The 12,950-nt window shown below is 49.6% G+C and carries 11 protein-coding genes; 6 read left to right on the top strand and 5 right to left on the bottom strand.

Annotation, left to right across the window (positions count from 1 at the left end; translation table 11 throughout):
- Position 1 precedes the first annotated feature (1 nt).
- Genes E4Z61_RS22330 through E4Z61_RS22320 form a run of 3 tightly spaced genes read right to left on the bottom strand, consistent with a single transcriptional unit; the run spans position 2 to position 3,252 of the window.
- Entirely contained in the window at positions 2–559 is a 558-nt protein-coding gene (locus E4Z61_RS22330) for a polysaccharide biosynthesis/export family protein (RefSeq protein WP_135324619.1), read from the bottom strand.
- Between the two features lies 1 nt (position 560).
- Positions 561–1,847 carry an outer membrane beta-barrel protein gene (locus tag E4Z61_RS22325; protein ID WP_135324618.1) on the bottom strand — a complete coding sequence of 429 codons (1,287 nt, stop codon included), beginning with the start codon at positions 1,845–1,847 and terminating at the stop codon, positions 561–563.
- Positions 1,837–3,252 (bottom strand): undecaprenyl-phosphate glucose phosphotransferase, encoded by a 1,416-nt coding sequence (locus E4Z61_RS22320; RefSeq protein ID WP_135324617.1) that lies wholly within the window; start codon positions 3,250–3,252, stop codon positions 1,837–1,839. The genes E4Z61_RS22325 and E4Z61_RS22320 overlap by 11 nt, the downstream gene beginning before the upstream one ends.
- 1,030 nt (positions 3,253–4,282) lie before the next feature.
- Between E4Z61_RS22320 and E4Z61_RS22315 the strand changes: the two genes are divergently transcribed.
- The 4 genes from E4Z61_RS22315 to E4Z61_RS22300 are packed head-to-tail and all read left to right on the top strand — an operon-like array spanning position 4,283 to position 9,258.
- Entirely contained in the window at positions 4,283–4,867 is a 585-nt protein-coding gene (locus tag E4Z61_RS22315; protein WP_135324616.1) for a fimbrial protein, read from the top strand.
- A gap of 54 nt (positions 4,868–4,921) precedes the next feature.
- On the top strand, positions 4,922–5,593 hold the full coding sequence (locus E4Z61_RS22310) for a fimbrial biogenesis chaperone (RefSeq protein ID WP_135324615.1): 672 nt from the start codon (positions 4,922–4,924) through the stop codon (positions 5,591–5,593).
- Between the two features lie 13 nt (positions 5,594–5,606).
- Positions 5,607–8,165 (top strand): fimbria/pilus outer membrane usher protein, encoded by a 2,559-nt coding sequence (locus tag E4Z61_RS22305; RefSeq protein ID WP_135324614.1) that lies wholly within the window; start codon positions 5,607–5,609, stop codon positions 8,163–8,165.
- Positions 8,166–8,175: 10 nt separating this feature from the next.
- Entirely contained in the window at positions 8,176–9,258 is a 1,083-nt protein-coding gene (locus tag E4Z61_RS22300) for a fimbrial protein (protein WP_135324613.1), read from the top strand.
- Here the strand turns inward: E4Z61_RS22300 and E4Z61_RS22295 are convergent.
- Together E4Z61_RS22295 and tctD are read right to left on the bottom strand one after the other, a co-directional pair.
- Positions 9,251–10,702, bottom strand: coding sequence for a sensor histidine kinase (locus E4Z61_RS22295; RefSeq protein ID WP_135324612.1), 1,452 nt, complete (start codon positions 10,700–10,702; stop codon positions 9,251–9,253). The two genes, E4Z61_RS22300 and E4Z61_RS22295, sit on opposite strands and share 8 nt — an antisense overlap.
- On the bottom strand, positions 10,689–11,363 hold the full coding sequence (gene tctD, locus E4Z61_RS22290) for a transcriptional regulator TctD (RefSeq protein WP_135324611.1): 675 nt from the start codon (positions 11,361–11,363) through the stop codon (positions 10,689–10,691). The genes E4Z61_RS22295 and tctD overlap by 14 nt, the downstream gene beginning before the upstream one ends.
- 152 nt (positions 11,364–11,515) lie before the next feature.
- On the opposite strand from tctD, the gene E4Z61_RS22285 reads away from it, so the two are divergent.
- The gene (locus tag E4Z61_RS22285) at positions 11,516–12,493 is read left to right on the top strand and encodes a Bug family tripartite tricarboxylate transporter substrate binding protein (protein ID WP_135324610.1); all 978 of its coding nucleotides are present in this window, start codon (positions 11,516–11,518) and stop codon (positions 12,491–12,493) included.
- A 14-nt stretch (positions 12,494–12,507) separates the two neighbouring features.
- Entirely contained in the window at positions 12,508–12,942 is a 435-nt protein-coding gene (locus E4Z61_RS22280) for a tripartite tricarboxylate transporter TctB family protein (RefSeq protein WP_096756025.1), read from the top strand.
- Positions 12,943–12,950 lie beyond the last annotated feature (8 nt).

The following is a 12,950-nucleotide window of genomic DNA, read 5'->3' as shown; positions in this document are numbered from 1 at the left end:
GTTAGAAGAACCCCATGCCAATGATCACGACGTCCCCAGGACGCACCGAGTGCGTTAAATCCACATTCTCCAGCAGTTGATTGCTGCCCGACTGGCGAATATTGATATCTTTACGGTCAGCACGATCGGTAAATCCGCCAGCCTGAGCAATGGCTTTCTCCACGGTAAGCCCCGGCTCATACGCGAAACCATTTGGGCTTTTCACTTCGCCTGAAACGTAGTATTTACGGAATTCAGCGACGCTGACCGTCACCATAGGATTGACCATATAACCATTACGCAGGCGTTGCGTTAATTCCGCACTGACCTGTTCTGGCGTTTTATCTTTTAATACGAGCATGCCAATATAGGGGAAATTGAGTGTCCCACTCTTATCAACGATAAATTTCATGGTCATCTCGGGTTCACCGTAAACCACGATATTGACCGTATCCCCCGCACCAAGATGGTAATCCGCTGCACTCGCAGCAGGATCGTCCGTTAATGGTGGCCTGGACGTTGCGCATCCGACCAACAGGATACTGAATAGCATAAACGCGCACAGTTCTATTATTTTCATTTTAGATCTGAACCTTAGCTGTAAGCATAATCATAGAATTATCATAACCGAGCGTTCTGATGACTTCCTGATTGTCATTGGGACCGATATAAAACGAATCAGTATCCTTATTAGAATTCAATGTATCTAACTGATATTTAATCTCAAAATTAACCGACGGCGTATAGTCATAGCTCATGGTAACGCTAAATACACCATTTTTATCATGCCGATCCTTGTTCTGTTTTTTATAGTCTTCCGTGGTATATGAGTAGTCGAACAGCGTAGAAAAACGATTACCCAACCAGAAATGCTGGTACGAAACCCCATATTGTGTCACCAAAATATATCCCCCAACTTCCGATGGGTCTTTAATACTTTGCGACGAGTGCGCAGTGAAAACAGACTGTTGTAACGGTTTCCACTCTCCTTTTATGTCCCAGTTTAGACCATTAAAATCATGCGAGTTTGGATCGTTTTCAAATGTTTTGTACAACCACGAAATATTCATATCGACATTGGTTTTACCCGTCAACTGTGATTTCAGGCCGTACAACAAATAGTATTCATTACTGTCTTTTTCTGAGTTGTTATCGTAATGACGTTGGTTAGTAATAAAGCTATAGCGAAAACGCGTTCTCGAGGTGTATTGATCAAAAATCTCCGCAACCAGGCTATTTTCATGCCACTCCTGCTGCTGGATGTAATTGTAAAAATCCTCACTGGCATCCTGAACATCTGACGTATTGCCGAACGTCAATTTTTTGTATAACAACGCCAGTTCCGCTTTACCACGCCCATCCGGTGCTCCGTAGCTGTAGCGCAGTTCACTATTGATAAAATTCGTCGATAACGGCGAGGTTATTCCAAACTGGCGAAACTGGCCCGGCAGAAAACCTTCCGTGATATCGCGGCCACGATCTTCATGCCCAAGCGAATCCTCCAGATTCAGGGTTAAACCGTGCATTTGCCCGTAGCGCCAGGCACCGTTAAAACGGAAAAAATGATCGTTATAGTTGTCGGCGGAATCGCTGGAGTAGTGACGGTAATCGCCAGAATACATCAGCAAATACTTATCCTGGCCACGCTCACCGATCATACTCAGCACGGGCGCTGCACTCTGAAAAGCGGAACCTTTAGCATCGCGGTTATGTGGCTGATAAGTCACGTTATCATCATAACCATAATCCACAGCAACCTTGCCCTGGAAGTCGATCCCCGCAAAGCCAATGTGTGATTTCGGTGTCAAATCAGCCCATGCGGACTGCGATATCACGATCCCGGTAATAACGATTATTTTAGTATGCATTCTTACCGACAAATCCTTTGAAAATAGTTTTAATAATAATTTTTATATCCAGCCATAATGACCAGTTCTGAATATATTCAATGTCATACTGGACTCGTTTTTCCATCTTATAAAGCGCATCGATTTCCCCGCGAAACCCGTTAATCTGCGCGAGACCGGTGATCCCTGGCTTCACCTTATGGCGGATCATGTAATTTTCGACCTGCTTGCGATACTGCTCATTATGCGTAACCGCATGCGGTCTGGGACCGACAATCGACATACTGCCCTGCAATACATTAATAAATTGCGGTAATTCATCGAGTGAGGTACGACGTAAAAAACTGCCGAATTTTGTCACCCGTGGATCGTTTTTTGTGGCCTGAATAACAGTGTCCGCGTTCTCCATCACCCGCATTGAGCGAAACTTCCAGACCTTAATTTTTTGCCCGCTCAGGCCATATCGGTCTTGCTTGAAAAAAACCGGTCCGCGAGAGGTGAGTTTGATCCCAATAGCGATGGCTAACATCAGTGAGGAAATCATCACCATAATGATACTGCCCAAAACCAGATCTTCCGCCCGCTTAATAAATGATCCAGCGCCTTCAAACGGAGAGCTAAAGATGCCGATGGTTTGCAGGTTGTGGATCGACCGTAGTTTGGACATATTGTTACTGTAGGTATAAAAATCAGGCACAATATAGGTATCAACCGTAGTGTCAGACATCATCGCCAAAAAGTGACGAATTCGATGTAAGGCCACCATCGGTAGCGCAATATAGATCTCATCTATATTCCCCTGCTTGGCTTCTTCAACTAAATTGATCACCGAGCCGCGAAAGGGGCTTTTTATTTTATCCACCACCTCACCACATCGGGATGGACTGCGCTCATCATAAAACGCCAGGTCTAATTTGATATTGGCATATTCAGTGGTCAATGCGTTTTCCGCTGCCAGACCATTTTCAGTAAGCCCAATAACAGCAACACGAATATTTTTTCTGGCGGAGTATTTGAAAAGAAAGAGACGGATATAGTAAAGAAAAGGTAGCGGAATAAAATACCAGTAGATAATGGCTGAACAAAAAGGAGGTGCCAGTGGTTCCAGGTATCCAAGTGAGTCAGGTTCAAGAACCATCATACTGAGCAGTTCGTTAAAAAAGATAGCCAGAAGCGTGCATCCAAGCAGTCGTTTCTGATTACGTAAACCAATAGTTTTTATCTTTTGCTGATACATTTTAGTGTATTCAGCGAATAATAAGAAGAAAGTAGAGAACAAAATACTCAGGATAATAATAGTATTAAATGGTACCATACCTAACAGGTATGCGCTAAAAATCAGCGTAATATTGATAACAAGAAAATCGACCAGTTTCAGAAGCACTGGATATCCTTGACTGCTAATCTTTAGCGAATTTTTAAGCATATCTCAACCTATTATCGATTGATCTTTAATTGTTTTTTTCTTATTTCATATTGTTAATTATATCACAAGCTTAAAAAAAACAAGGGTAGATTGTCAGCAAATGTAAAAAAAAAGACGGCAAGTTGTGACGAACACCTCGCGACATACCAGCATCCATATGATTTTATTGACTATTAAAATCAAGCTCGATTTATTTTACACATTAGAAAATATAATTGCCTGCAACAAAAATCGCATTGACAGATAACATTTCATGAACTAATAGTGAGTGAAATTGTATGATAAATACCTGAGTCACTAACTGGAGTAAGCTCCTCGGGATTATCTCACTTGCCGCCTTCCCGCAACTCGAAATCCATAATGTATATAATATCCTTCAGAAAAATAACCGGGCAATATATTCACAATGCAATGATTAGCTAGCTTATTGTAAGCGTAATGCTTACTGATAGGATCTTAGAATTATCATCATTCTGATGTGCAAAATTGAAGAAAAATGAAATCCAGCACAAAAAATTTAGTTTAAATAATTGTAGCAATTCCGATGACCGGAGATGACCAACATGGTTTTACAAGTATAAAAATCACACTGCAAGCAATCAACAAAAAAATGAATATCACATATCACTAATATCAACATTCTGCGAATACATACATCTAACAACAGCATTTTCAACACAGGCCAACCTGCTTACTAAAAAATACCGAAATAGAATAAATGACAACATTGATATTTTGTTAAATGCGCCACAAGGATAACTCAATATGTTATTTATAATCTTGTATACACCATGTTAAAAATCATCAAAAAGATTATTCCAATAGAGTTTCATCGTGCTAAAAATTATGTTTACTTATTTTTCGAAAATAAATAATATCCGCAGCGGATTACTTGCCGAGCAATTTACGAACGTTATTCGTTTCTTTCAAATGAAGTCCTGCATCATTTTATGACATTGATGTACTCCGGATGAATCAGCGCCTCTGACAAGTACTCTTCTGGGTAAATAATAAATTTAACGGAGTTAAGATGAAGAAAACTACACTCACCGGCACTATGCTGGTTGCTTTGTTTGCTGCTAATGCTGGTGCGGCGGCACCAGGTTACGTTACCACTCCCGCAGCAAACTCTAAAGCCACCGCGACAGTCCATTTTACCGGTGAAATTGTTGCCAGTACCTGCGTGGTGAATACCGCCAATCCAACAAATACAACCGTCACATTGCCGAAAGTCACCAACCAGTTATTTAGCGGTGATGGTTCTAGCACCGGTGATACTCCGTTTACATTGCAATTTACCGGCTGTAGTGGAGCTACAGGGGGAAGCGGCTATGTGGTGGTATTTACCGGTAAAAACCCCGGCAGTAAGACCACATTGTTGGAAGCGGCTCGAGCTTCGGTTGCAGCCACCGATGTCGGCTTTGAAGTGGACGATGCAGGTAACTCAGGTCGCGCCCTTGATTTCGCTTCTGGTTCAAATGAGGTGCAATTGTCACCGACCCCAGCGGGTGATGCGCAAATTAATCTGATCGCCAAATATCAACAAATAGGCTCAACGCTGCCTGCGGCAGGCACAATTACTGCGGCTATGAATTATACCGTCATTTATAAATAACGGACGTTGATTGCTATGGATGGCACTCTTCCCTGAATCTGGAAAGTGCACCTGATGAATAAAGTATTCTTTTCTCTGTTGCTGTGCGTTGTTAGCACCGCTCACAGCGCTATTAACTTGGGTCAAACACGCGTTATTTATAATGAGAACGATAAAGCGGCGATGTTTGACGTCAACAATAATACAGACAAACCATATATGGTACAAACGTGGCTGGATAATGGTAATCCGGATGAGACGCCAGCCAATCTGCCAATGATAATTACGCCGCCAATACTGAAACTCGACGGCCATAAATCCGCCGTGTTGCGGGCTATTTACCAGGGCAACGGTTTTCCCCAGGATGTTGAATCTGTATTGTGGATTAATGTGCAGGAAATCCCCACCATTGAAAACGATGAAAATACCTTACAACTGGCGCAGCGCATTCGCATCAAAATTTTTTATCGCCCTGCGGGATTGAATATAACGCTACCTGAAGCGGTCGAGAAATTACAGTGGCAGTGTCACGGCAATACTCTGCGTGCAGTTAATCCGACACCGTTACATATTTCTCTGACGCAATTGCATATTAACGGGCAAAACGTTGATGCCGATATGGTCAATCCTCATGGCGAACGCACGTTTACGCTGCCACAGCAAAAAGTCAGCTATATCGGTTTTAATTGGGTAGATGATTACGGCGGCACTAACGCGGTCAATAACATCCCGGTATCGTGTTATTAAGTCAAGGGTTGCAATGATGATAAAAAATAAGCAACCGCAGCGGTTTAAGGAAAAGGTCTTTACGCTGTCAACGTTGGTCCTGTGTATGCCTGCTTACGCCAACGGAGCACCACAGTTTAATACCCGCTTTGTGCATGGTGCGCAAAATATCACCTCTGTTGTGCAAATAGCCCGTAATGATGGGCTTAGCGAAGGGACGTTTGAATACGATATTTATCTTGATCATAACTTCGTTGAGACACGCAATGTTGCCTTCAAAAGACGTCAGCCAGAAGGCAAGCCACAACCTTGCCTGAGCGCTGACGATCTGCGCAGATACGGGATTAAAATCCCGGATGACCGCACCGATACCTGCATTGAGCTCACTGCGCTGATAGCAAACAGCCGCCTGACGGCAGATGCAAACTACCAGCGCATTGATATTTCAGTGCCGGAGGCTTTTCTGCTCTCGACTGCACATGATGCTGTCCCGGAGTCTGCCTACGACGATGGGATTAATGCCGCTTTTGTCGGCTACAACGCAAATACCACCCGCCTGACTGAACAGGGTCAGGATCATGACTCCGTCTTTGCCAGTTTTGCCAACGGCATCAACCTGGCGGGATGGCATTTCCGTAACCAGTCCACGTTCAGCTACGCCAGCGGTTCAGGTCGCCAGTGGCAGGCTGTTTCTACGTGGGTGGAGCGCAATATTATTGTGTTACGTAGCCGCTTGCGCATTGGGCAAACCTACACGGATGACAATGTGTTCGACAGTATCCAGTTTACCGGGGCACAGCTCACCAGTGATGAAAATATGTTGCCTGATAGCCAACGCGACTTTGCCCCGGTCGTACGCGGCGTCGCCAACAGCAATGCCACAATAGAAATCCGACAAAATGGCTACCTGATCTACAGTAAAAATGTCGCGCCGGGCGCGTTTGACATCGACGATATTAACCCCAGCAACCAGAGTGGCGATCTGGATGTTACCGTTATTGAGGCCGATGGCAGCCGTCGCAATTTCAGTGTGCCTTATTCAGCGGTACCGAACATGCTACGCGCAGATAATAGCCGCTTTCAGTTTACGGCGGGGGAATACCGTGACGGTTACAGTGGTGGCTGGCAGCCTCGTTTTGTCCAGGGAACGTTGAGCTATGGCCTCAGCTCTGGAACGACGCTGTACGGCGGTTTACTGACGGCGGAAAGTTACAACGCAATTGCCTCCGGGGTGGCTCAGGATCTGCATCAGTTTGGCGCGATCTCCTTCGATATCACCACCGCCAGAGCGCAACTTGCCAGCGGCGAAGCATCCACAGGGCAAAGTTACCGTTTCCTGTATTCTAAATCGCTTAATCAGTACGGCACGGATTTCCGTCTGGTTGGCTACCGCTACAATACATCCGGCTATTACAGCTTTAGCGACACCATTAACGAGCATAACAGCTGGTCCTCAGGCTATTACGATATCGCCTATGACGACCCCAATCAGCAACTGCGTTACCCTGGCGAGCAGCACAACAAGAAGCATTACTACACCAGTAACTACAATAATCGCCGCCAACGTTTTGAGGTTTCTGTTAACCAGCGCTTGTGGGACAACGCCTCGCTTTACATCAGCGCCAGCCAGCAAAACTACTGGCACGACGGGAGTCACGACCGCACGATACAGCTGGGTTACAACGATACTCTGGGGAAACTCAACTGGAGCGTATACGTGCAGGATACCCACAACCAGTACGACTACCAGGACCGCAGTATCAACCTGACGTTATCCATCCCGTTCGATTTCATGGACAGTCACGGCTTTGTCTCTGCCAACATGATGCATAGCCAGCAGAATGGTGACAGTTACTCCACCAGCTACAGCAACACGGCATTTGACGATCGCCTGAGCTGGGGCGTTCAGGGCAGTACCACCGATCGGCGGGATTCCGCTGCCGGCGTTAACGCCGCCTGGCAAGGCGACAAAATGAACGTTCAGGGAGGCTATAGCGCTGGGCAAAACTACCAGAATATGAATATGGGCATCAGCGGCGGTGCGATGCTGCACGCAGGCGGCGTTACACTTATGCACTCTCCGGGTGACACCATGGTGTTGGTCGAGGCCAAAAATGCCGACGGAGTCCATGTCCAGCAACAAAACGGCGTAGCGATAGACGGTAACGGCTATGCGGTCCTGACTGCGGCAGATGCCTGGCATTACAACGTGGTGAGTCTGAATACCGCCGATATTGGCGCTGGTCTGGATATTCCCCAGGCACAGAAAAAAATTGTCCCGACAGAGAAAGCCATCAGCAAAGTAGTGTTTGAAACTTTCAGCGGTCGCAACTATCTGGTGAATGCCGTAATACCTGGCGACATTGCCCCCCCGGTCGGTGCGATCGTGCGGGATGCCAAGGGTCGCAATCACGGCCTGGTAGGTTTGCATGGCGCACTGTATGCCAGTGGCATTGAAGATAATTCGCGCCTGGAAGTGCGCTGGGGCTCTCATCCAGATGAACACTGCTTTATTCAGATGCCGGATAACCATAACCAGCCGGTGAAGAAAATCGGATATACACAAATTACCGCCCAATGCGTCGGCTCGTAAGGTGCTATCAATGAACCCGTTAAACATAGTTAAACTCGTGCTGCTGCTTTGCCTGCCGATCTTCAGTAGTACAAGCTATGCGGTTACATGTACGGCGAACAGCGTCTCTGTGCACGTTGATCCGATTAAAATCAGCCACAGTACCGCTGCCGGGGACACCGTTTGGGTGTCCAATTCACAGACCGTTAGCGTCACTTGCCGCGACACAGACCATATGCCCCAGGGCGAAGCTGCCAGAATCTACATCGACCCCGATCATGAATTCGCGCATTTTCTGCAGGGAACCAATATGAAACTGGTGGTGAGCATAGATGGTCGTTCCTACGATCAGAGCGCGCAGGCCGTAACCACTCAATATCAGGCAACGCTGCCCAGAATAAACTCAAACAACTACTGCAGTAGCAACAACCACCGAAATACCAGCGCCTGCCAGGCACTCCCGCAAACCTTTTCCTTCACCTTTAACCTCAGTCTGGTCGCCACCGGGAAGCTCCCGGACCCTTTGCCTGCGCTGGCGGGTCGTACTATCAATAAAGTTTTCGTCGTCGACGGTGTTGGCAGCATTAACGCCTGCGGTACGCATTGTTCCGCCAGCAATCCGGCAAAAAACTTTGGCCCCGCACTGACTGGCCTGAATAACATCAGTTATATCAACTGTGAACCGATCGTCTCTGTCACCTCTGACAAGGGAACAGATACCGTCGAGTTTGGCAGGATCAGCATTACCGAAGCAAAAACAGGAAAAGATAACAGCCACAGTAAACAGTTTGCCGTTATCGCCGCAGAAGCCGCCGGGAAGCATGAATGTCGCGGCATCAACTACGCGGTGACGTTTACCGGCACCACGCAAAACAGCGGCGCAGTTTTTACCGGTCAGGGTACACCGGATATTGGCATTACGCTCCAGGATGCAGCGCAGCCCGGTTCCGGGGATATTATCAGCGGCAACCGTATCGATTTTACCAGCGGCGCTTTTACCAACCAGAGCGACAGTCGGCGCAAAGAGTTCATGGCAACCCTGTTCTGGCTGAAAAATCCACCACAGCCCGGCACATTTAGTATCCCGGTCAACGCGACGGTGACCTTTAAATAACAGGAGCAGGACGATGCCGATCGTCCTGCTCTTCACACACCAGGCACAAAAACCGTACCCGAACGCTTAGCCCGCCTAATGCTTCACTCCGTGAAAGCTGCGGATGTGTGCGGTGCAGACGAGCAATATCATTGACCAGCGCCAACCCTATCCCTGCGCCGGGGACGTTGCCCACGTTGTCCAGGCGATGAAACGGTAACAGCACCTGATGCACCCGATCGTCATCAATGCCGGGCCCGCTGTCCTCAACCATCAGCACCACACTTTCTCCCTCACGCAGCAGGCGGGCGGTCACCATTCCCTGCGCAGGCGTGTACTTCAGCGCATTATCCAGCAGATTCCCGCACAGCTCACCGAGCAGAACATCATCCCCTTCAATCCACACCGCGCCCTGCTCCCCTTCATAGCCGAGATCGATAGCTTTGCTGCGCGCCTGCGCCAGGCGGGTAAAACAACTGGTTTGCACCACCTCAAGCAGATTGACCGGTGAAAAGTGCCTTTCCCCCTGCTCTTTACGCTTCACCGCAGAAAGCTGTAATAACCTTTCCGTCAGTTGAATGGTGTCATCTAGCGTTGTGCTCATGGCCTGTAAACTCTCATACCACTGCTGCGGTTGCGGGCTGGCGAGGGCGACCGCCGCCTGGGTTTTCAGCACCGCCAGCGGGGTTTTTAATTGATGAGAAGCATCTGCGCTAAAACGTTCCTGACGCGAAATAAGCGCACGTAGTCGGTCGATGTAGCGGTTGAATGCCACAATCAGCAGGCGGGTTTCCGACCAAGGCAGCAGCTCCGGCAGCGGCGTCAAGAGTCCCGGCTCGCGACGAACCATCAGCGATGACAACTGGCGCATCGGGCGTAATACCCGGCGCAGTAACCAGCCCACCAGCACCAGCGTCAGTAGCACCAACAGCCCTTGCGAAACCCACGAGGAAAACAGTAACTGTCGCGCCAGATAGCGACGCGATTGCAGCGTTTCAGCAACATAAATCTCCGCCATACCAACAATCCCGCCTTCATTCACTGGCTGGAGCAGACGCGCCACGCGGATTGCCTCGCCGCGATATTCGGTATGATAAAACCACGCCAGCGCCGGGTATAACTGGGTGCGCGAGGTGGCAGGCGGCATCTGTGGTAAATCGTCATAGCCTGAAATCACCTTACCCGCCGGGTCCACCACCTTGTAGTACAGCCTGTCGTTCATGTTCAGTTCAAAGCTGTCCAGCACCACCCACGGCACGTTCACTTCCAGCTGTGTATTGCGCACCACCAGCCGCTCGGATACCGTTCTCGCCGACGAAAGCAGCGTCCGGTCATACGCCTGGGTCGCCGCCTGTAGTGCGCTGACATAGCTGTTAAATGCCGACAGCCCCCACAGCAATAGCAGCGGCAGGCCAAGAAACATCAGCAGTTGCAGGTACAGCGACTGAGGCTTAACCCACTTCATCGCTGCGCTCCAGCACATAGCCCAGGCCGCGCAGGGTCGCGATACGCACGTCGCTTCCGTGCAATTTTTTACGCAGACGGTGGATGTAGAGTTCAATGCTTTCAGGGCTGACCTCATCACTCAAGCTGAAGACCTGTTCGAACAACTGCTGGCGCGAGACCGGACGCAACCGCCGGTACATCAGCACCGTCAGCAGCGCCTGTTCGCGTGGCGTTAGCGCCAGCGGTTGTCCCTGCAGCAGAAAGTAACCTTCATCGTGAAACGCCAGCGCGCCCAACTGCTGGATGCCCTGTACCTGGCCCGCGCTACGCCGCAGCAGCGCCCGTAGCCGGGCATCAAGCTCTTCGATTTCAAATGGCTTCGCCAGATAGTCATCAGCGCCTGCGTTGAGTCCCTTCACCCGATCCGCCACCGCGCTGCGCGCCGTCAACAGCAGAACGGGGAGCGTCTGCCCGCGCTTACGCAGCCGCTGAACCACCTCAAGGCCATCTAGTCCCGGCATATTGATGTCCAGCACCGCCAGCGCGTAGGTTTCGCTATGTAATAGGTGATCGGCTGCCAAACCGTCAAAAACGCAGTCAACGGCAAAACCGTTTTGCACCAGCGCTTTCTCCAGCCAGTGAGCAAGTTCACGGTTATCTTCCGCTAATAAGAGACGCATATCACATCCTGTAAAGTTTCTGCCGCATTGAAAGGGAATTGAAAGGTTAATGTTTTAACAATCACGCAACCGAACTGCTACACATCGGCTCACATAATCACAAAAATAATCTTCCGTACCCGAAATCCGGTCATCCGGCGTGAGGATAAATAATGAAAAAACAATTACTTCGTACCCTTACTGCAAGCATGTTACTGATAAGTACCTCTGTTCTGGCGGAACAAGCGCCCTCGCGCACCGAATGTATCGCCCCGGCGAAACCCGGCGGAGGTTTTGACCTCACCTGTAAGCTGATTCAGGTGAGCATGATGGAAACCGGCGCCATCGAAAAACCGATGCGCGTGACCTATATGCCAGGCGGCGTGGGGGCAGTGGCGTATAACGCCATCGTCGCGCAACGCCCTGCCGAAGCGGGCACCGTGGTAGCCTTCTCCGGCGGCTCGCTGCTGAACCTGTCGCAGGGCAAATTTGGCCGCTACGGCGTCGATGATGTGCGCTGGCTGGCGAGCGTGGGCACCGACTACGGCATGATTGCCGTGCGCAACGATTCCCCGTGGAAGACGCTGAAAGACCTGCTGACGGCGATGGAGAAAGATCCTAATAGCGTGGTGATTGGCGCAGGCGCCTCTATCGGTAGCCAGGACTGGATGAAGTCGGCGCTGCTGGCGCAAAAGGCCAACGTCGATCCGCACAAGATGCGTTACGTGGCGTTTGAGGGCGGCGGCGAACCAGTCACCGCGCTGATAGGCAATCACGTGCAGGTGGTCTCCGGCGATCTCAGTGAAATGGTGCCATATCTCAGCGGCGACAAAATTCGCGTACTGGCAGTGTTCTCCGACCAGCGCCTGCCGGGTCAGTTAGCCAATGTGCCCACCGCTAAAGAGCAGGGATATGACCTCGTGTGGCCGATCATCCGTGGTTTCTACGTCGGACCCAAAGTCAGCGACGCCGAATATCAATGGTGGGTGGATGCCTTTAGCAAACTCCAGCAAACCGATGAGTTTAAAAAGCAGCGCGATCTGCGCGGTCTGTTTGAATTCAACATGAGCGGCAAGCAACTCGATGCCTACGTGAAGAAGCAGGTCACCGATTATCGTGAGCAGGCAAAAGCCTTCGGTCTGGCCAAATAAGCGCAGGGGCAACCATGATGAGCGATCGTATTTTTGCGGGTATCTGGCTGTTGCTCTGTATAGCCGGGCTATTCGTAGCCTGGCAAATCACCAGCGAATACAGCTATGAGCCGGTTGGGCCACGGCCCTTTCCGCTGGGCATTATCGGTCTGATGCTGCTGTGCGCCGTGGCGCTGTTACTGCGCCACCCGGACACCATCAGTTGGCCTCGTCGCCACGTGCTGCAAAAGCTGCTGACGATGGTGATTATTCTGTTTATGTACGCCTGGGGTTTTGAATGGCTGGGCTTCCCTATTGCCACTGCCATTCTCACTGTGGTGATCGGCCTGCTGTTCGGGGCCACCATCCCGGCAGCGGGTATTTCCGGGTCGGTTCTCGGCATTTTGTTGTGGTATGCCTTCGATCGACTGCTTGACGTCACCTTACCTCTCGGCGCCTGGCTGAGTTAACGGAGAAA

Source organism: Citrobacter tructae, from assembly GCF_004684345.1.
In the GTDB taxonomy this organism is placed as follows: Bacteria; Pseudomonadota; Gammaproteobacteria; order Enterobacterales; family Enterobacteriaceae; genus Citrobacter; species Citrobacter tructae.
Note: the sequence above shows the minus strand (reverse complement) of the source record. Positions and strands in the feature narration are given on the sequence as shown.